Annotated in this window: 18 protein-coding genes; 5 read left to right on the top strand and 13 right to left on the bottom strand. The window is 61.3% G+C overall.

Features of this window, described 5'->3' with window-relative positions; all coding sequences use genetic code 11:
- Positions 1-150: 150 nt before the first annotated feature.
- The 8 genes from ccoP (CEC48_RS15475) to ccoN (CEC48_RS15440) all read right to left on the bottom strand — a co-directional run bounded on the left by ccoP (CEC48_RS15475) (position 151) and on the right by ccoN (CEC48_RS15440) (position 7,044).
- Positions 151-1,128, bottom strand: coding sequence for a cytochrome-c oxidase, cbb3-type subunit III (gene ccoP / locus CEC48_RS15475; protein WP_088424529.1), 978 nt, complete (start codon positions 1,126-1,128; stop codon positions 151-153).
- Positions 1,125-1,310, bottom strand: a complete 186-nt coding sequence (locus CEC48_RS15470; protein WP_008437575.1) for a CcoQ/FixQ family Cbb3-type cytochrome c oxidase assembly chaperone — start codon at positions 1,308-1,310, stop codon at positions 1,125-1,127. The genes ccoP (CEC48_RS15475) and CEC48_RS15470 overlap by 4 nt, the downstream gene beginning before the upstream one ends.
- A 5-nt stretch (positions 1,311-1,315) precedes the next feature.
- Entirely contained in the window at positions 1,316-1,924 is a 609-nt protein-coding gene (gene ccoO, locus CEC48_RS15465) for a cytochrome-c oxidase, cbb3-type subunit II (protein ID WP_078734203.1), read from the bottom strand.
- Positions 1,924-3,366, bottom strand: a complete 1,443-nt coding sequence (gene ccoN, locus CEC48_RS15460; RefSeq protein WP_088424528.1) for a cytochrome-c oxidase, cbb3-type subunit I — start codon at positions 3,364-3,366, stop codon at positions 1,924-1,926. The genes ccoO (CEC48_RS15465) and ccoN (CEC48_RS15460) overlap by 1 nt, the downstream gene beginning before the upstream one ends.
- 471 nt (positions 3,367-3,837) lie before the next feature.
- Entirely contained in the window at positions 3,838-4,785 is a 948-nt protein-coding gene (gene ccoP / locus CEC48_RS15455) for a cytochrome-c oxidase, cbb3-type subunit III (RefSeq protein ID WP_088424527.1), read from the bottom strand.
- The gene (locus CEC48_RS15450; protein WP_088424526.1) at positions 4,782-4,988 is read right to left on the bottom strand and encodes a cbb3-type cytochrome c oxidase subunit 3; all 207 of its coding nucleotides are present in this window, start codon (positions 4,986-4,988) and stop codon (positions 4,782-4,784) included. Before CEC48_RS15450 ends, ccoP (CEC48_RS15455) begins: the two co-directional genes overlap by 4 nt.
- 3 nt (positions 4,989-4,991) lie before the next feature.
- Positions 4,992-5,600 carry a cytochrome-c oxidase, cbb3-type subunit II gene (ccoO, locus tag CEC48_RS15445; protein WP_010176375.1) on the bottom strand — a complete coding sequence of 203 codons (609 nt, stop codon included), beginning with the start codon at positions 5,598-5,600 and terminating at the stop codon, positions 4,992-4,994.
- A 10-nt stretch (positions 5,601-5,610) separates the two neighbouring features.
- Positions 5,611-7,044: a cytochrome-c oxidase, cbb3-type subunit I gene (gene ccoN / locus CEC48_RS15440; protein ID WP_088424525.1), complete on the bottom strand. Its 1,434-nt coding sequence runs from the start codon at positions 7,042-7,044 to the stop codon at positions 5,611-5,613.
- Positions 7,045-7,123: 79 nt separating this feature from the next.
- Between ccoN (CEC48_RS15440) and CEC48_RS15435 the strand changes: the two genes are divergently transcribed.
- Entirely contained in the window at positions 7,124-7,819 is a 696-nt protein-coding gene (locus CEC48_RS15435; protein ID WP_088424524.1) for an alpha/beta family hydrolase, read from the top strand.
- A 108-nt stretch (positions 7,820-7,927) separates the two neighbouring features.
- Here CEC48_RS15435 and CEC48_RS15430 read toward each other — a convergent pair whose 3' ends face one another.
- The 3 genes from CEC48_RS15430 to acnA form a co-directional block, all read right to left on the bottom strand.
- Positions 7,928-9,493 carry a PAS domain-containing methyl-accepting chemotaxis protein gene (locus CEC48_RS15430; RefSeq protein ID WP_088424523.1) on the bottom strand — a complete coding sequence of 522 codons (1,566 nt, stop codon included), beginning with the start codon at positions 9,491-9,493 and terminating at the stop codon, positions 7,928-7,930.
- An 85-nt stretch (positions 9,494-9,578) separates the two neighbouring features.
- Positions 9,579-10,370, bottom strand: coding sequence for a CPBP family intramembrane glutamic endopeptidase (locus tag CEC48_RS15425; protein ID WP_003219003.1), 792 nt, complete (start codon positions 10,368-10,370; stop codon positions 9,579-9,581).
- A 112-nt stretch (positions 10,371-10,482) separates the two neighbouring features.
- Positions 10,483-13,224, bottom strand: coding sequence for an aconitate hydratase AcnA (gene acnA, locus CEC48_RS15420; protein ID WP_088424522.1), 2,742 nt, complete (start codon positions 13,222-13,224; stop codon positions 10,483-10,485).
- Between the two features lie 191 nt (positions 13,225-13,415).
- On the opposite strand from acnA, the gene rlmM reads away from it, so the two are divergent.
- Both rlmM and tusA read left to right on the top strand, forming a co-directional pair.
- Entirely contained in the window at positions 13,416-14,489 is a 1,074-nt protein-coding gene (gene rlmM, locus CEC48_RS15415; protein WP_088424521.1) for a 23S rRNA (cytidine(2498)-2'-O)-methyltransferase RlmM, read from the top strand.
- A gap of 27 nt (positions 14,490-14,516) precedes the next feature.
- Entirely contained in the window at positions 14,517-14,768 is a 252-nt protein-coding gene (gene tusA / locus CEC48_RS15410) for a sulfurtransferase TusA (protein WP_088424520.1), read from the top strand.
- On the opposite strand, the gene CEC48_RS15405 is transcribed toward tusA, so the two are convergent.
- Positions 14,765-16,153, bottom strand: a complete 1,389-nt coding sequence (locus CEC48_RS15405; protein ID WP_088424519.1) for an MATE family efflux transporter — start codon at positions 16,151-16,153, stop codon at positions 14,765-14,767. The two genes, tusA and CEC48_RS15405, sit on opposite strands and share 4 nt — an antisense overlap.
- A 272-nt stretch (positions 16,154-16,425) precedes the next feature.
- Between CEC48_RS15405 and pdxB the strand changes: the two genes are divergently transcribed.
- Complete coding sequence (gene pdxB / locus CEC48_RS15400; RefSeq protein WP_088424518.1) at positions 16,426-17,568, top strand: 4-phosphoerythronate dehydrogenase PdxB; 1,143 nt, start codon at positions 16,426-16,428, stop codon at positions 17,566-17,568.
- A 51-nt stretch (positions 17,569-17,619) separates the two neighbouring features.
- On the opposite strand, the gene CEC48_RS31580 is transcribed toward pdxB, so the two are convergent.
- Positions 17,620-17,793, bottom strand: coding sequence for a PA1571 family protein (locus CEC48_RS31580; protein WP_176438723.1), 174 nt, complete (start codon positions 17,791-17,793; stop codon positions 17,620-17,622).
- 255 nt (positions 17,794-18,048) lie between these two features.
- Between CEC48_RS31580 and CEC48_RS15395 the strand changes: the two genes are divergently transcribed.
- Entirely contained in the window at positions 18,049-19,818 is a 1,770-nt protein-coding gene (locus tag CEC48_RS15395) for an ABC transporter transmembrane domain-containing protein (protein WP_088424517.1), read from the top strand.
- The last annotated feature ends 27 nt before the right edge of the window (positions 19,819-19,845 follow it).

Raw genomic sequence — 19,845 nt, 5'->3', positions numbered from 1 at the left:
TATGCGATCGTCGGCAGCGTCAGATGTGTATAAGAGACAGCTGATACACCGCATTCGCGAGCAAGCCCGCTCCCACATTGGATCGATGGTGGCTTCAAAAACAGCCCTGTCAGCTTCCGCTGACAGAGCCGTTTTTATGGCCGCTTTGCCTTACTCGGCATCCGCCGCCTTATCCCCATGAGACAGGCTGTAAACATACGCCGCCAGCAGGTGCACCTTGTCATTCCCTTGCAACTGCTCCTGCGCAGGCATCTGGCCCTGACGGCCATAACGGATGGTCTGCTGCAATTGCGCGAAGCTCGAACCGTAGATGAACGCGCCCGGGTGCGTCAGGTCAGGTGCGCCCATCGCTGGCGTGCCTTTGCCTTGTGGGCCGTGGCACGCCACGCAGTTGGCGGCGAACAGTTTCTCGCCGTTGGCCACGTCAGCCTTGGCGCCTTCCGGCAGTTTGCGGCCATCGAGTTTGGTCACCACAAAACCGGCCACATCGGCCACGCCTTGTTCGCCAATGACTTCGGCCCAGGCCGGCATCACCGCGTGGCGGCCTTTCATGATGGTTTCCTTGATGGTGGCGGGCTCACCGCCCCAGCGCCAGTCGGCGTCGGTAAGGTTAGGGAAGCCATAGGCACCCTTGGCGTCGGAACCGTGGCACACCGAGCAGTTGGAGGCGAACAGGCGGCCACCCATCTTCAAGGCTTGCGGGTCCTTGGCCACTTCTTCAATCGGCATCGCGGCGAACTTGGCGAAGATCGGGCCGAACTTGGCGTCCGACTTAGCCATTTCCTTTTCCCATTCGTGCACGCCGGTCCAGCCGGTCTGGCCGTTGGCAAACGGGGTTTGCTTGTCGTTGTCGAGGTAGGCATAGCCCGGCAGCAGGCCTTTCCAGTTACCCAGGCCCGGGTACAGCGCCAGGTAGCCGAGGGCGAAGATGATGGTGCCGACGAACAGCATGAACCACCATTTGGGCAGCGGGTTGTCGTACTCCTCGATGCCGTCGAACGAGTGGCCAACGGTTTCATCGGTTTGTTCGGCGCGCTGGCCCTTGCGGGTCGACAGCAGCAGCCAGGTCAGGGCGAAAATGGTACCCAGACTGAGGACTGTGACGTACAGACTCCAGAACGTAGTCATTCTTTATTACTCCTAGACGCTTCTACGACGTGCTTGATGGCTTCGGGATCATCCGCGAAGGGCAGCAAGGTCGCGTCTTCAAACTCTGACTTGCGCTTAGGGCTGAACACCCACAGCGCCAGGCCGATAAAGGCCACCATCACGACAACGGTGCCCAGGCCTCGAATCATCCCGATATCCATCCAGATCACCGTTTGCTTTTGATGATGGTGCCAAGGCCTTGCAAGTAGGCCACCAGTGCGTCCATTTCGGTCTTGCCCTTCACGGCAGCTGCCGCGCCGGCGATATCTTCGTCGGTGTAAGGCACGCCCAGGGTGCGCAAGACTTCCATCTTCTTGGCGGTGTCCTTGCCGTCGAGTTTGTGTTCGACGAGGAACGGGTACGCCGGCATTTTCGACTCGGGCACCACGTTGCGCGGGTTGTACAAGTGCGCACGCTGCCAGTCATCGGAGTAACGCCCGCCAACCCGGGCCAGGTCCGGACCGGTACGCTTGGAGCCCCACAGGAACGGGTGGTCCCACACGCTTTCACCGGCGACCGAGTAGTGGCCGTAGCGTTCGGTTTCGGCACGGAACGGACGGATCATCTGCGAGTGGCAGCCGACACAACCGTTGGCGATGTAGACGTCACGGCCTTCCAGTTCAAGGGCGGTGCGCGGCTTCATGCCTTCCACCGGCTTGTTGGTCACGTCCTGGAAAAACAGCGGAACGATCTGCGTCAGGCCGCCGATACTCACGGCGATGACCATGAAGAAGGCCAGCAGGCCGATATTCTTCTCGACTACTTCATGCTTCATCAGTGAGCTCCAACGACAGCGATCTGAGCGGCGGCTTCAGCTTCAGCCGGGGTCGAGGCGCGAACGGTGCGCCATACGTTGTAGGCCATGAACAACATGCCGCTGGCAAAGAACGCACCACCGATGGCGCGCACGATGTAGCCGGGGTGGCTGGCCTGCAGGGCTTCGACGAAGGAGTAGGTGAGGGTGCCGTCATCGTTGATTGCACGCCACATCAGGCCCTGGGTGATGCCGTTGACCCACATCGACGCGATGTAGAGCACGGTGCCGATGGTGGCGAGCCAGAAGTGCGTGTTGATCAGGCCAACGCTGTGCATCTGCGCACGTCCGAAGATTTTCGGGATCATGTGGTACAGCGCGCCGATGGAGATCATCGCTACCCAGCCGAGGGCGCCGGCGTGTACGTGGCCGATGGTCCAGTCGGTGTAGTGGGACAGCGAGTTGACGGTCTTGATGGCCATCATCGGCCCTTCAAAGGTCGACATGCCGTAGAACGCCAGCGATACCACGAGGAAGCGCAGGATCGGGTCGGTGCGCAATTTATGCCAGGCGCCCGACAGGGTCATCATGCCGTTGATCATGCCGCCCCAGCTCGGTGCCAGCAGGATGATCGACATGGCCATGCCCAACGACTGGGCCCAGTCTGGCAGTGCCGTGTAGTGCAAGTGGTGGGGACCGGCCCAGATGTACAGGGTGATCAGCGCCCAGAAGTGCACGATGGACAGGCGATAGGAGTAGATCGGACGCTCGGCCTGTTTCGGCACGAAGTAGTACATCATCCCCAGAAAGCCCGTGGTGAGGAAGAAGCCTACGGCGTTGTGGCCGTACCACCACTGGATCATCGCGTCCGTCGCACCGGCATAGGCCGAATACGATTTGAACAGGTTCACTGGCAGGGAGGCGTGGTTGACGATGTGCAGCATCGCCGTCACCAGGATAAACGCGCCGTAGAACCAGTTCCCCACATAGATGTGCTTGGTCTTGCGCTTGACGATGGTGCCGAAGAACACCAGCGCGTAGGTGACCCAGACGATCGCCAGCAAAATGGCGATAGGCCATTCCAGCTCAGCGTATTCCTTGGAGGTGGTGTAGCCCAGCGGCAGGGAAATACCTGCCCCAACGATCACTGCCTGCCAACCCCAGAAGGTAAAAGCGGCAAGGCTGTCGGAAATCAGTCGCGTTTGGCAGGTTCGCTGCACGACGTAGTAAGAGGTGGCAAACAGTGCACATCCCCCGAAGGCGAAAATCACCAGGTTGGTGTGCAACGGGCGCAGGCGTCCAAAGGTCGTCCATGGCAGGCCAAAATTCAACTCTGGCCAAACCAGTTGCGAGGCAATGAAAACGCCGAGCCCCATGCCAAGGATCCCCCAGACCACCGTCATGATGGCGAACTGGCGGACTACCTTATAGTTATAAGCAGTCGGACTGATTGCTGTGCTCATTCTAAGGTTCCACGGTTTAGTTTTTTTATAGGGTAAAAATCGGTCGCAAGTATGGAGAAAGCAAGATTCCATTGCAACGCAAGGTGACCTGCGTCAATGCGTTCCAAACCAGATTCTGCGCCCTTTCCATGTTTGGCGTAAGGACAAAATTCAGGGTTAAAAGCTGACGACTTGGACAGGATTTTAGAAGGGTCGAAGGTACTTGTAACTAGGTGTGTGTAAACAAGCGGCCCGGGTGACGGATGGTCAGTGGCACGACAGCCGGTAAGTACCGGCCTTTGCGCCTGTCATCGAGCAGAAATGTTTCAACCCATCGAGTGCAAGTCGGCCGTCGACCGGCCAATGCCAGCCCACTGTGAAAACAAGCGTAGACCCGAATGGCAGGAGGGGAAAGTCAACGATCGGATGGGTGCGACAATGGGTCGCAAAAAAGCCGCGCCTGAATCAGGTGCGGCTTTTGGCTATTGCGGGCTATTCGTGTTGGCTGTCAGGCGTTGCGCCATCGGCGTTATGGGACAGGCTGTAAACGTAAGCGGCCAGCAGGTGCACCTTGTCATTGCCCTGCAGCGCTTCCTGCGCGGGCATCTGGCCTTGGCGGCCGTGGCGAATGGTCTGCTGCAACTGCGCCAGGCTGGTGCCGTAGATAAAGCCGCTTGGCTGCGTCAGGTTGGGTGCGCCCATGGCTTCCGTACCATGGCCTTGTGGGCCGTGGCAGGCTACACAGGTCGCGCTGAATACCACTTGGCCCGCCGCGACGTCGGCAGTACTGTCAGCCGGCAACGGCAGGCCCGCCAATTCATGACGCACATAGGCCGCGACGTTTTTAACACCGTCCTCACCCAGCACTTCACCCCAGGCCGGCATCGCCGCATGACGGCCATTCATGATCGTCATCTTGATGGCATCGGCCGAACCGCCCCAGCGCCAGAGGTTGTCCGCCAGGTTCGGGAAGCCATAGGCGCCCTTGGCATCCGAGCCGTGGCACACCGCACAGTTTGAGGCAAACAGGCGGCCGCCCATTTTCAGCGCTTGCGGGTCCTTGGCGACTTCTTCCACGGGCATGGCTGCGAATTTGGCGAAGATCGGCCCGAACTTGGTGTCGGCCTTGGCCATTTCCTTGTCCCATTCCTTGGCCGAGGTCCAGCCGTCTTCATAACCCGGCAACACGCCTTTCCAGTTGCCCAGGCCCGGGTAGAGGATCAGGTAACCGACGGCAAACACCAGGGTGCCGGCGAACAGCATGAACCACCATTGCGGCAGCGGGTTGTCGTACTCCTCGATCCCGTCGAAGGAGTGCCCCATGGTCTGGTCGACGCTGCCCTTGGTCTCGCCCTTGCGGGTGCCGATCAAAAGCCACGTCAGGCCGATCAGGCTGCCGAGGGTCAGTACACAGATCCATGTACTCCAGAAGGTGGTCATGGCCGATTGCTCCTTGTTGCAGGCTCTTCTTGAGCGTCGGTGGTGGGCGGTAGCGGTTCATCGGCAAACGGCAGCAGGCACGCTTCGGCGAACTCCTGGTTGCGCTTGGAGTTGAACACCCACAGCGACAGGCCGATGAAGGCGATTGCCACGACCAGCGTGCCAAGCCCGCGGATGGTTCCTGCATCGAATTCAAATCCCATGGCTCACCTCTTGCTCTTGATGGCAGTGCCGAGTACTTGCAGGTAGGAAACCAGCGCGTCCATCTCGGTCTTGCCCTTGAGGGTGGCCACGGCGCCAGCGATATCGTCGTCGGTGTACGGCACGCCGAGGGTGCGCATCACTTTCAACTTGGTTTCGGTGTGGCTGCTGTCGACCGGGGCGGTGACCAGCCATGGGTACGCCGGCATCTTCGATTCCGGCACCACGTTGCGCGGGTTGTACAAGTGCGCGCGGTGCCAGTCGTCCGAGTAACGTGCGCCGACGCGGGCCAGGTCCGGGCCGGTGCGCTTGGAGCCCCACAGGAACGGGTGGTCCCACACGCTTTCACCGGCCACCGAGTAGTGGCCGTAGCGCTCGGTTTCGGCGCGGAACGGGCGGATCATCTGCGAGTGGCACTGTACGCAGCCTTCGCGGATGTAGATGTCGCGGCCTTCCAGTTGCAGCGCGGTGTAGGGCTTCATGCCTTCCACCGGTTTGTTGGTCACGTCCTGGAAGAACAGCGGCACGATCTGGGTCAGGCCGCCGATGCTCACGGCGAGCACCATCAGCAGCATCAGCAGGCCGACGTTCTTTTCAATGGTTTCGTGTTTCATCATCGACTCCTCAGGCCATCTGCGCAGCGGTGGGGTGTTCGGCGGCTTGGAGGGATGGCGCCGAACGCACGGTGCGCCAAGTGTTGTAAGCCATCAGGAGCATGCCGCTGAGGAAGATCGCCCCGCCCACCAGCCGTACGATGAAGCCTGGGTGGCTGGCCACCAGGGTTTCGACGAAGGAGTAGGTCAAGGTGCCGTCTTCGTTGACTGCACGCCACATCAGGCCCTGGGCGATGCCGTTGACCCACATCGAAGCGATGTAGAGCACGGTGCCGATGGTGGCCAGCCAGAAGTGCGCGTTGATCAAACCGACGCTGTACATCTGCTCGCGACCGAAGATTTTCGGGATCATGTGGTACAGCGCGCCGATGGAAATCATCGCGACCCAACCGAGAGCGCCGGCGTGTACGTGGCCGATGGTCCAGTCGGTGTAGTGGGAGAGGGCGTTGACCGTCTTGATCGCCATCATCGGCCCTTCGAACGTCGACATGCCGTAGAACGCCAGGGAGACGACCAGGAAGCGCAGGATCGGGTCGCTGCGCAACTTATGCCATGCACCCGAGAGCGTCATCATGCCGTTGATCATCCCGCCCCAGCTTGGTGCCAGCAGCACCAGTGACATCACCATCCCGAGGGACTGTGCCCAGTCCGGCAGTGCGGTGTAGTGCAAGTGGTGCGGGCCTGCCCAGATGTACAGGGTGATCAGTGCCCAGAAGTGCACGATGGACAGGCGATAGGAATACACCGGGCGTTCGGCCTGTTTCGGCACGAAGTAGTACATCATCCCGAGGAAGCCTGCGGTGAGGAAAAAGCCTACCGCGTTATGCCCGTACCACCACTGCACCATGGCATCTGTCGCACCGCCATACGCCGAGTAGGACTTGGTCCAACTCACCGGCAGGGAGGCGTGGTTGACGATGTGCAGGATGGCCACGGTGATGATGAACGCACCGAAGAACCAGTTACCGACGTAGATATGCTTGGTGTTGCGCTTCATCACCGTGCCGAAGAACACGACGCCGTAGGCCACCCAGACGACGGTGATGAGAATGGCGATCGGCCATTCCAGCTCGGCGTATTCCTTGGAAGTGGTGTAGCCCAGCGGCAAACTGATCGCAGCCAGCACAATCACCAACTGCCAGCCCCAGAAGCAGAACTGCGCGAGTTTGGGCGCGAACAGCTGGGTCTGGCAGGTGCGTTGCACCGAGTAGAAGGAGCTGGCAAACAGCGCGCAACCGCCAAAGGCAAAGATTACCGCGTTGGTGTGCAGCGGGCGCAAGCGGCCGAAACTGGTCCAGGGCAAATTGAAGTTGAGTTCGGGCCATACCAACTGGGCAGCGAGAAAAACCCCGAGCCCCATGCCGACGATGCCCCACACCACCGTCATAATGGCGAATTGGCGGACCACCTTGTAGTTATAGGCGGTACTTAAAGTAGTGTTCATGGTTCCCCATCCACGGTTCAACCCAAGCAAATGCGGCACTTGGGCTGGAGTTATAGGCAGACTAAAAAGCGAGGCAAGCATGGGCAAAGAGCACAAGGCCAGTATTGACGGGGATCAATGGGCGCAGTGTGTGCGGGAACGCGGCTGGTTGTTGGATGTCGCGAAAGGGTCTATCGCGCATACGCCGGTGACGCTGATCCTGGCCCACGGTGCGGGTGCGCCGATGGACTCGGGTTTTATGAACGACATGGCTGCACGCCTTGCCGGGCATGGCGTGAACGTGTTGCGCTTCGAGTTTCCCTACATGGCCCAGCGGCGTGTGGATCGCGTTAAACGCCCGCCCAATCCGGCCCCGAAACTGCTGGAATGCTGGCGTGAGGTGTATGCCGAGGTGCGACGTCATGTCGCTGGGAAACTGGCCGTGGGCGGCAAGTCGATGGGCGGGCGGATGGCCAGTTTGCTGGCGGATGAATTGGGGGCTGATGGGTTGGTGTGCCTGGGTTATCCGTTTTATGCGGTGGGCAAACCGGAGAAACCACGGACCGAGCACCTGGCCGGTTTGAAGACGCCGACGTTGATTGTGCAGGGCGAGCGGGATGCGCTGGGCAATCGGGCGGCGGTGGAGGGGTATGTGTTGTCGCCGAGCATCGAGGTGATGTGGCTGGTGGCGGGGGATCATGATTTGAAGCCGTTGAAGGCTTCGGGGTTTAGGCATGAGCAGCATCTGGAGGCTGCGGCGGTGGCAGTCTCGGGGTTTCTCGCTGGTCTTGAGTGAAACCTGTGGCGAGGGAGCTTGCTCCCGCTGGGCTGCGTAGCGGCCCCAAAATCCAGGGAGCGCTGCGCACTCCAGCGGGAGCAAGCTCCCTCGCCACAGGTGAGTCGATTACCGGTTAAAGCGTTCTACCAGCGAGTACTGGGTATTGGCGGTATGCGTCAGCTCTTCACTCAACTGCGCCGAGTTCAACGCCTGTTCCGACGTCTGGTCCGCCAGCAGCGCAATGGTGCTGATGTTACGGCTGATCTCTTCCGCCACCGAGCTCTGCTCTTCGGTCGCCGCCGCGATCTGCGCCGTCATGTCGGTGATGTGAGCTACCGCTTCGCTGATCCCGATCAGCGCCTTATCTGCTTCCATCACCCGCGCCACACCTTCTTCCGCCTGGCGATGCCCGGCATCCATGGTCTGAACAGCGGCATTGGCCGTCTGTTGCAGCTTGGCGATCAGCGCATGAATCTGCCCGGTGGACTCGCTGGTACGCTGGGCCAATTGCCTCACTTCGTCTGCCACCACCGCAAAACCTCGGCCCATCTCACCGGCCCGGGCCGCTTCGATCGCCGCGTTCAGTGCCAACAGGTTGGTTTGGTCGGCGATGCCTTTGATCACATCCACCACGCCGCCGATCTCGTCGCTGTCCTTGGCCAGCTGGGTCACCGTCACACCGGTTTCGCCCACGGCGACCGACAGGCGCTGAATCGCCTCACGGGTTTCGCCGGCGATATCACGCCCACGTCCGGTCAGGCGATTGGCTTCCTGAGTGGCATCGGCAGTGCGCTGCACATGGCTGGCGACTTCCTGAGTCGTCGCGGCCATCTGGTTGACCGCGGTGGCCACCTGTTCGGTCTCCACGCGCTGGCGCTCAAGACCACTGGAGCTGTTATGCGCCAGGGTGTTGGACTGCGCCGCCTGGTCGTTGAGGTGTTCGGCGGTGTCCTGCAACCGCGTAAGGCACGTCTTCAGGCGCGCCTCCTGGCTGAGGATCGACATCTCCAGGCGCGCCTGGGCGCCACGGCTGTCGGTGTACATCTGCGCGATCAACGGGTCGGAGGTGGTCTGCTCGGCCAGGCGCAGCAAACGCTTGAGCCCGCGTTGTTGCCAGCTCAGGCCCAACAGGCCCAGCGGCACCGACAGTGCGGCGGCCAGGGCAAAGCCCCAATGGGAGTCGAGCCACGCGCCGATCAAGAAGCTCAACTGGCTGACCAGGATAAACGGCAGCCAGTCCTGCAACACCGGCAGCCACTTGTCACTGCTCGGAATCGCCGACTTGCCCTGGTTGATGCGCTGGTAAAGCGCTTCGGCACGGCGGATCTGCTCGGCGGTGGGCTTGACCCGCACCGACTCGTAGCCGACCACCTGATTGCCGTCGAAGACCGGCGTCACATAGGCGTTGACCCAATAGTGATCACCACTCTTGCAGCGGTTCTTGACGATGCCCATCCATGGCAAGCCTTGTTTGAGCGTGGACCACATGTGTGCAAACACTGCCGCCGGAACATCCGGATGACGAACCAGGTTGTGCGGGGCACGCAGCAGTTCGTCATGGGAAAACCCACTGATCTCGACGAAGGCGTCGTTGCAGTAGGTGATCACGCCTTTGGCATCCGTGGTGGAGATCAACCGTTGCTGAGCGGGGAAGGTACGTTCGCGCTGGGTAACGGGTTGGTTGTTACGCATGAGTTTTCAATCCGCAAGGCTTTGATGGGTTGTCGGCCGTTACGGGGTTTTATTTAACTTATTTTTTGCAACAATCGGCGCAGCCTCAGCCCGCCAGCATCGGATAGGTAAACAACCCGAAATGCAGCAGGTTCAGCCCGAAGTGCGTAACGATCGCCGCGCCCAATCCGCCAAAGCGATACGCCAGGCCGTAGCCCAGGCCTGCGATGGTCGCCAGCAGGGTCCACTGCCAGCCTGCGCCCAGGTGTACCAGGCCGAACAGCAGGGCGGCCAACAGCAATGCGAGGTTTTCACCATAGGGCAATTGCTTGAACCGTCGGCTCAGGCCACCCTGGATATAACCGCGGAAGAGCGCTTCCTCCACCAGGGTCACCAGCAGCAGGTTATTCAACACCCACAGCCAGGCCTGCTCCGGCCACTTCGGGGCCCAACTGATGACGCCCAGCAACGCAGCGCCGCCCAGGGCGGCAATCGCCGTCAGTGTCAACGCCAAGGCGGTGGCGTAGATCGACAGGCGCAGGGACCGGCGCGCAACAATCCACGGGCAGGCCAGCAGCAGCCAGAAGCCAATCAGCGGTTTGTCCTGGTTCAGGTACATCGAGAAAGGCACGGCGTCGTCCGTAAAGCGCTGCGGCGCGATCCCGCGACCGTTGTAGAACCCCGGCAGCCAATGCATCGCCAGCCCCAGCGCCAGCACGATAAACAGCCCGTGGCCCAGATAGCGTACCCACGGGTTTCGCTGTTGGCGCACGGCAAACCCGGCCAGCAGCAGCATGGCGACGGAAAGCGCCGCCATTAACCCCAATTGCCCGTAGCTCAAGGCGAGTACATAGCCGATGGAAAGAAGCGCCAGGTACAGCCATGGCAGAGCAAGCATGGGGAATCCTTGTGACTATCAAAATCTGAGGCCGGCAGTATAACGACCGTCACCCACGGTAAAAATGAAAACACCGCCTATGTAAGGCGGTGTTTTGTATAGCGCGTGTTAGTTACGAGGCAATCAACTGCCGCAACACGTAGTGCAGGATCCCGCCCGCCTTGAAGTACTCAACCTCATTCAGGGTGTCGATGCGGCACAGCACTTCGACCTTCTCGCTGCTGCCATCGTCACGGGTGATCACCAGCGTCAGGTTCATGCGCGGCTCGATCTCGGCATGGGTCAGGCCGAGGATGTCGATCTTCTCCTTGCCGCTGAGCTTGAGGGCCTTTCGGTTCTGGTCCAGCTTGAACTGCAGCGGCAGCACGCCCATGCCCACCAGGTTGGAACGGTGAATCCGCTCGAAGCTCTCGGCGATCACCGCCTTGACCCCCAGCAGGTTGGTGCCCTTGGCCGCCCAGTCGCGGCTTGAGCCGGTGCCGTATTCCTGACCGGCGATCACCACCAGCGGCGTGCCCGACGCCTGGTATTTCATGGCGGCGTCGTAGATCGGCATTTTTTCGGCGGTAGGGATGTAGATCGTGTTGCCGCCTTCCTCACCGCCGAGCATTTCGTTGCGGATACGGATGTTGGCGAAGGTGCCGCGCATCATCACTTCATGGTTACCGCGACGTGAGCCGTAGGAGTTGAAGTCCCGTGGCTCGACGCCTTGCTCGCGCAGGTATTTGCCTGCCGGGCTGTCGGTCTTGATGTTACCGGCGGGGGAGATGTGGTCGGTGGTTACCGAATCTCCCAGCAGTGCCAGCACGTTGGCGGCCTTGACGTCTTCGATCACCGGCAGCGGCCCGCCGATGTCGTCGAAGAACGGTGGATGCTGGATGTAGGTGGAATCCTTCTGCCACACGTAGGTAGCGGCCTGTGGCACTTCAATGGCTTGCCACTGTTCGTCGCCGGCAAACACTTCGGCGTATTCCTTGTGGAACATCCCGGTGCTGACTTGCGCGACGGCGTCGGCGATTTCCTTGCTGCTGGGCCAGATGTCCCGCAAGTACACCGGTTTTCCGTCGGAGCCAGTTCCCAGCGGTTCGCTGCTGATGTCCATGCGCACGGTGCCGGCCAGGGCGTAGGCCACGACGAGGGGCGGGGAGGCCAGCCAGTTGGTTTTCACCAGTGGGTGCACCCGGCCTTCGAAGTTACGGTTGCCCGAGAGCACTGAGGCTACGGCCAGGTCGGCTTTCTGGATGGCTTTTTCGATCGGCTCGGGCAGCGGCCCGGAGTTGCCGATACAGGTGGTGCAGCCATAACCCACCAGCGCGAAGCCCAGCTTGTCGAGGTATTGGGTCAGGCCTGCTGCTTTGTAGTAATCAGTGACGACTTTCGAGCCAGGTGCCAGGGAGGTTTTCACCCAAGGCTTGCTCGTGAGGCCTTTTTCCACGGCCTTTTTCGCCACCAGGCCGGCGGCCATCATCACGCTCGGGTTGGAGGTGTTGGTGCAGGAGGTAATCGCTGCGATCACGACTGCGCCGTTTTTCAGGCGATAGGTCTGGCCTCCGAAGTCGTAGTCGGCTTCACCGATCAGGTCGGCATTGCCTACGGCAACACCGCCACCGCCTTCGCTTTCCAGGCGGCCTTCTTCTTTGTTGGTGGGTTTGAATTGCAGGTCGAGGAAGTCGCTGAAGGCTTGGCCGACGTTAGGCAGGGAAACGCGGTCTTGCGGGCGTTTCGGCCCGGCAAGGCTGGCTTCGACGCTGCCCATGTCCAGGGCCAGGCTGTCGGTGAACACCGGCTCCTGGCCGGCGTTGCGCCACAGGCCCTGGGTTTTGGTGTAAGCCTCTACCAGTTTGACGGCTTCTGTAGGACGGCCCGACAGGCGCAGGTAGTCCAGGGTTACTTCATCCACCGGGAAGAAGCCGCAAGTTGCGCCGTATTCCGGGGCCATGTTGGCGATGGTAGCGCGGTCAGCCAGCGGCAGGTCAGCCAGGCCATCACCATAGAATTCGACGAATTTGCCAACCACGCCCTTTTTACGCAGCATCTGCGTGACCGTCAGCACCAGGTCGGTGGCGGTGATGCCTTCTTTCAGCTTGCCGGTCAGCTTGAAGCCGATCACTTCCGGGATCAGCATCGACACTGGCTGGCCGAGCATCGCGGCTTCCGCTTCAATCCCGCCCACGCCCCAGCCCAATACGCCCAGGCCGTTGATCATGGTGGTGTGGGAGTCGGTGCCTACCAGTGTGTCGGGGAAGGCGTAGGTGCGGCCGTCTTCATCCTTGGTCCACACGGTGCGGCCGAGGTATTCCAGGTTGACCTGGTGGCAGATGCCGGTGCCCGGTGGCACTACGCTGAAGTTGTCGAAGGCGCTTTGGCCCCAGCGCAGGAAGGCGTAGCGTTCGCCGTTGCGCTGCATTTCGATGTCGACGTTTTCCTGGAAGGCGCCGGTGGTGGCGAACTTGTCGACCATCACCGAGTGGTCGATCACCAGGTCCACCGGTGACAGCGGGTTGATGCGCTGCGGGTCACCGCCGGCCTTGGCCACGGCGGCGCGCATGGCGGCCAGGTCGACCACGGCGGGTACGCCGGTAAAGTCTTGCATCAGCACGCGGGCGGGGCGGTATTGGATCTCGCGGTCGGAGCGGCGCTCCTTGAGCCAGGCGGCAATGGCCTTGAGGTCGGCGCCGGTGACGGTCTTTTCGTCTTCCCAGCGCAGCAGGTTTTCCAGCAGCACCTTGAGGGACATCGGCAGCTTGTCCAGGTCACCCAGGCTCTTGGCGGCTTCGGGCAGGCTGAAGTAGTGATAGGTCTTGTCGTCGATCTGTAAGGTTTTAAGGGTTCTCAGGCTATCAAGGGATGACATTACATGACTCCTTATGGTCCGCACGGCTACGGACCTGACGGGACGAACAGAGCTCTTAAATTAGCCCTGTTTTAAGTAGCTGGCTAATTACTGGACTCTATGGACAAGTCCAAGGTTCCGAACTCGGCTATCATGCGCGCGTTTTCATGACAGGCATTGCGCTATAGCAAGCCCGTGATCCAGGAGAGTTGATGAACACCCTTTTTATGCACTGCCGCCCGGGTTTTGAAGGCGAAGTCTGTTCCGAGATTGCGGAACACGCCGCTCGCCTGAACGTTTCGGGCTATGCCAAGGCCAAGACCGGCAGCGCCTTTGCCGAATTTGTGTGCACCGAAGAAGATGGCGCCCAGCGCCTGATGCGCGGCCAACGCTTTGCCGAGCTGATCTTCCCAAGGCAGTGGGCGCGCGGGGTGTTCATCGACTTGCCGGAAACCGACCGTATCAGCGTGATCCTGGCGCACCTGCGGGATTTCCCGGTGTGCGGCAGCCTGTGGCTGGAAATGGTCGACACCAACGACGGCAAGGAACTGTCGAACTTCTGCAAGAAGTTCGAAGTGCACCTGCGCAAGGCGCTGATGGCCGCCGGCAAGCTGGTGGAAGACGCCAGCAAGCCGCGTCTGTTGCTGACCTTCAAGAGTGGGCGCGAAGTGTTCATGGGCCTGGCCGAGTCGAACAACTCGGCGATGTGGCCGATGGGCATTCCCCGCCTGAAATTCCCGCGGGACGCGCCAAGCCGCTCGACCTTGAAGCTGGAAGAAGCCTGGCACCACTTTATCCCCCGGGATCAGTGGGACGATCGCCTGCACAGCGACATGACCGGCGTCGACCTCGGCGCAGCGCCTGGCGGCTGGACCTGGCAACTGGTCAACCGTGGCATGCTGGTGACCGCCATCGACAACGGCCCGATGGCCGAAAGCCTGATGGACACCGGCCTGGTGCAGCATTTGATGGCCGACGGCTTCATCTACACGCCCAAGCAGCCAGTGGACTGGATGGTGTGCGACATCGTCGAGAAACCTGCGCGTAACGCGGCCCTGCTGGAAACCTGGATTGGCGAGGGACATTGCCGCGAGGCGGTGGTCAACCTGAAACTGCCGATGAAGCAGCGTTATGCCGAAGTAAAACGCTTGCTCGAACGCATTGCGGAAGGCTTCAAGGAGCGGGGCATTCGGGTGGAGATCGGCTGCAAGCAGCTGTACCACGACCGTGAAGAAGTGACCTGCCATTTGCGCCGGTTGGATGTTAAGAAGCCAAAGGCCCGGTAAACTGGCGGCTTGTATCAGGAGTGAATGATGAGCGACATTTTTGACACCCCGGTCGATGGCACCCTCGACGCCACCGGCCTCAACTGCCCGGAACCGGTGATGATGCTGCACCAGCACATCCGTGACCTGGCGCCCGGTGGCTTGCTCAAGGTGATCGCGACCGATCCGTCGACCCGTCGCGATATCCCCAAGTTCTGCGTGTTTCTGGACCATGAACTGGTCGACCAGCAGGAACAGGCCGGCACTTACCTGTACTGGATCCGCAAGAAGTCCGCTTAACCCCGGCGAATCCGCTTGCGTGCACTGCGCACCAGGCGGATCACCAGCATCGCCGCCGCACAGCTCAGGCCAACGATCAGCCCCTGCCACAAGCCGCTCGGGCCGCGGGCCTGGCCCAGCCAGTCGGTCAGCCCCAGCGCGTAGCCCACCGGCAAACCCACCCCCCAATATGCAAACAGCGTCAGCACCATGGTCACCCGCGTGTCCTGATAACCGCGCAACGCACCGGCGGCCGTGACCTGGATCGCGTCCGAGAACTGAAACAGCGCCGCAAACACAATCAGCATCGCCGCCACTTGGATCGCCAGTGGGTCGGAGGTGTAAATGGTGGCGATCTGTTCGCGAAACAGCAGCATCAGGCTGCAGGACAGGCACGCGTAAAACAGCGCCGTGCCCATCCCCACGCCCGCAGCGAAGCGCGCTTCGCGGGGTTCGCCGCGGCCCAGGGCCTGGCCCACGCGCACGGTGACCGCCATGCTCAGGGAGTAGGGAATCATGAACACCAGCGAGCTGAAGTTCAGCGCGATCTGGTGTCCGGCCACCACTGTGGCGCCGAGGCTGCCGATCAGCAGCGCGATCACCGCGAAGATGCTCGACTCGGCAAACACCGCGATCCCGATCGGCAGGCCAATGCTCAATACGCGCTTGATCACCGACCATTGCGGCCAGTCAAAGCGCTTGAACAGCTCGCTGCTCTGATACACCGGCGCCCAGCGGGTCCAGGCGGCCAGGCCGAGCATCATCACCCACATCACGATCGCCGTGGCCCAGCCACAACCAATACCGCCCATGGCCGGCACGCCGAAGTGGCCGTAGATAAACACATAGTTCAGCGGAATATTCAGCGCCAGCCCGCACAGGCCCATGACCATGCTCGGCCGCGTGCGGCCCAGGCCGTCACTGAAGCAACGCAGCACGTAATACAGCGCAATCGCCGGCATGCCCGAGGCGATGCCGTGCAGGTAGCCCATGCACGGTTTGATCAGTTCGGGATCGACCTTCATCAAATGCAGGATCGGTTCGGCGCTGATCAATAACAGCAGCGCGGTAATCCCCACCACCAGCGCCAGCCACATTGACTGGCGCACCAGCGGGCCGATTTCGCCGTGGGTACCGGCGCCAAAGCGCTGGGCGACCTTTGGCGTGGTGGCCAGCAGGGTGCCGGTCATCAGCAGGTACACCGGGATCCAGATGGAGTTGCCCAAAGCGACCGCCGCCAGGTCCCGGGCACTGACACGCCCGGCCATCACCGCATCGACAAAGCCCATGGCCGTGGTCGCCAGTTGCCCGATCATGATCGGCAGGGCCAGGACCAGCAGGTTGCGCACTTCAAGGCTGACGCGAGCGGGGCGGGAGAGGGCGGTGGTGGCTGTGACAGTGTTCACGTACAGATGTCCGATAAGGGGGAGCGCAGGACGGCGCATTCTACGCCCTGACGTGTTGGTCAGGAAAAAACCTATGTTAGTCATTTGTAATCGACGCAGGCCCCTGTGGGAGCCGGGCTTGCCCGCGATGGCGGCTTGCCAGGCAAGAAATATGTCGCCTGACACAACGCCATCGCGGGCAAGCCCAGCTCCCACATTGAATCTATGGTGTTTGGCAAATCTCATTCCAATCCCGATCCCTGTACACTGCTGATCCGCGAAAGGAGCCTGCCATGCTGATTGTTGCCGACGAAAATATCCCGCTGCTCGATGCATTCTTCGAAGGATTTGGCGAGATTCGCCGGGTTCCGGGACGGTCCATCGACCGCGCGACCATTGAGCAGGCCGATGTGCTGCTGGTGCGTTCGGTGACCAACGTCAACCGGGCCTTGCTCGAAGGCACACAGGTTCGGTTTGTCGGCACCTGCACCATCGGCACCGACCACCTCGACCTCGATTACTTTCAGCGCGCCGGCATCCAGTGGTCCAGCGCCCCCGGTTGCAACGCCCGTGGCGTGGTCGACTATGTGCTGGGCAGCCTGCTGACCCTGGCCGAGATCGAAGGCGCCGACCTTACTCAGCGCACCTACGGCGTGGTGGGCGCCGGTGAAGTCGGCGGGCGTCTGGTCAAGGTGCTCAAGGCTTTGGGCTGGAATGTGCTGGTGTGCGACCCGCCCCGGCAGATCGCCGAGGACGGTGATTACGTCAGCCTGCAACAAATCGTCGAGCAGTGCGATGTGATCAGCCTGCACACGCCGCTGAACAAATCCGGCAACGGTTCAACCTGGCACCTGTTCGACCGCGAGCGCCTCAACCAGCTCAAGCCCGGCGCCTGGCTGATTAACGCCAGCCGTGGCCCGGTGGTGGACAACGCCGCCCTCAAGGACGTGCTGCTGCAACGCGAAGACCTGCAAGCGGTGCTGGATGTGTGGGAAGGCGAGCCCCAGGTGGACGTCGACCTGGCCGACTTGTGTGTGCTCGCTACCCCGCACATCGCCGGCTACAGCCTGGACGGCAGGCAGCGCGGCACGGCGCAGATCTATCAGGCGCTTTGTCAGCACCTTGGCCAGGCGCCAACGATTCAACTCAGCGACTTGCTGCCTGAGCCGTGGTTGGCCGAGGTCAGCCTCAACGCCAATACCGACCCGGCCTGGGCGCTGGCGGCCCTGTGCCGTGGCGTGTATGACCCGCGCCGTGATGACGCGGATTTCCGCCGCAGCCTGGTAGGCACAGTGGACGAACAGCGCAAGGCGTTTGACCAATTGCGCAAGCACTACCCGGCGCGGCGTGAGATCGATGGCTTGAAAGTACGGGTCAGCGGCGAGTCTGCCGCCTTGTCGAACATAGTGTCGGCGTTGGGCGCTCAGGCAATCTGAACCCATAAAAAACCCGGCCATCTAGGCCGGGTTTAAACGAGCTTGGGCGAATCAGCCTTGCTTGGCAGGCTTGACCAATTTCTGCTCCAGTTCGGCGCATGCGCTCTGGATCATCTCTTCGGTGATTTGCACTTCGCGGCCTTGAGCGTCGATGTACGAGCAAGGCAACTGCTGCGGTTGGCGGATCACTTCAATCTTGGCGTTGCTGCTGTTTTGCAAGGACATGGCCCGTCTCCTCATCAGGTTGTGTACCTACTCTAAAACCCCCGCGTGACCGCGTTGTTACAACTCCATACACGGTCGGCGGATCGAATGCCCAGTCCAGCAGAAACCGATACAAATTTCCAGCCGGGGCTTAGACCGATAGCCTCTAGGAGCCAGGTTCGGTAAGCATAATTAACCTGACTCATTGTGATTCGCTCAAGTTCCCCCCATGTAGCTGTGTAGGTTCCCGTCTCCAACCCTCAGGTGAAACCCTCCATGCTCTCAGCCCGTCAACGCCGCGCGATTCGCCTGGCCAGCCGCTTCGTCGCTCCCTACCGCTGGCAGGCCCTTGGGGCGTTGCTTGCGTTGATCGTCACCGCCGGCATCACCTTGTCCATGGGGCAGGGCATTCGCCTGCTGGTGGACCAGGGCTTCATGACCCAGTCACCGCACCTGCTCAACCAGTCCATCGGCTTGTTCATGGTCCTGGTGATGGGCCTGGCGGTGGGCACCTTTGCGCGGTTTTACCTGGTGTCGTGGATCGGCGAGCGCGTGGTGGCGGACATTCGGCGGCAAGTGTTCAATCACTTGATCTACCTGCACCCGGGGTTCTATGAAAACAACCGCAGCTCGGAGATCCAGTCGCGCCTGACCACCGACACCACGTTGCTGCAATCGGTGATCGGCTCTTCTCTGTCGCTGTTCCTGCGCAACGCCTTGATGGTGATCGGCGGGATCGTGCTGTTGTTTGTCACCAACCCCAAGCTCACCAGTATCGTGGTGATAGCGCTGCCGTTGGTACTGGCGCCGATTTTGATCTTCGGCCGCCGGGTGCGCAGCCTGTCGCGCCTGAGCCAGGACCGGATCGCCGATGTGGGCAGCTACGTGTCCGAGACCCTCGGCCAGATCAAGACCGTGCAGGCCTACAACCACCAGGTGCAGGACGAGCAGCGCTTTGCGGTGACGGTTGAAGAGGCGTTCACCACCGCCCGCAAGCGTATCCTGCAGCGCTCGTGGCTGATTACCCTGGTGATCATGCTGGTGCTGGGCGCCGTGGGCGTGATGCTCTGGGTGGGCGGCATGGATGTGATTGGCGGGCGTATTTCCGGCGGTGAACTGGCGGCGTTCGTGTTTTACAGCCTGATCGTCGGCAGTGCGGTCGGCACGTTGAGTGAAGTGTTGGGCGAGCTGCAGCGCGCCGCCGGTGCAGCGGAGCGCATTGGTGAGTTGTTGCAATCGAGCAATGAGATCAAGGCGCCCGAGGCAAACGTCATCAAGTTGCCGGAGCGGGTCAGTGGCCGCCTGGAAATCCAGGACCTGCGTTTCTCCTATCCGTCGCGTCCGGACAGCTACGCTATCGACGGCCTGAGCCTGACGATCAACGCCGGCGAGACCCTGGCCCTGGTCGGCCCGTCCGGCGCGGGCAAATCAACCATCTTTGACATGTTGCTGCGCTTCTACGATCCCCAGCAGGGCCGCATCCTGCTTGAAGGTCACCCGCTGACCGACCTCGACCCGCTGGACCTGCGCCGCTGTTTCGCCCTGGTGTCCCAGAGCCCGGCGCTGTTTTTCGGAACCGTCGAAGAGAATATTCGCTACGGCAATCCGTCGGCCACCTTTGCCCAGGTCGAAGAGGCGGCGCGCATCGCCCACGCCCACGATTTCATCCTGCAAATGCCCGACGGCTACCAGACCCACCTGGGCGACGGCGGCATGGGCCTCTCCGGCGGGCAGCGCCAACGCCTGGCCATCGCCCGGGCGTTGTTGGTGGACGCACCGATCCTGCTGCTGGACGAAGCCACCAGCGCGCTGGATGCCCAGAGCGAGCACCTGATCCAGCAAGCATTGCCGCAGTTGATGGAAGGGCGCACCACGCTGGTGATTGCCCACCGGTTGGCCACGGTGAAGAACGCGGACCGGATTGCCGTGATGGACCAAGGGAAGCTGGTAGCCGTGGGTACGCATCAGCAACTGATCGCCAGCAACCCGCTATACGCGCGTTTGGCGGCGTTGCAGTTCAGTGATGGCGAATCGAACGCGCACTAAATCACCGCCCATAAAAAATGCCCGCAT

Source organism: Pseudomonas sp. K2I15, assembly GCF_002204795.1.
Taxonomy (GTDB): Bacteria; Pseudomonadota; Gammaproteobacteria; order Pseudomonadales; family Pseudomonadaceae; genus Aquipseudomonas.
The sequence above is the reverse complement of the archived record's forward strand: the minus strand, read 5'-3'. Positions and strand labels throughout refer to the sequence as shown.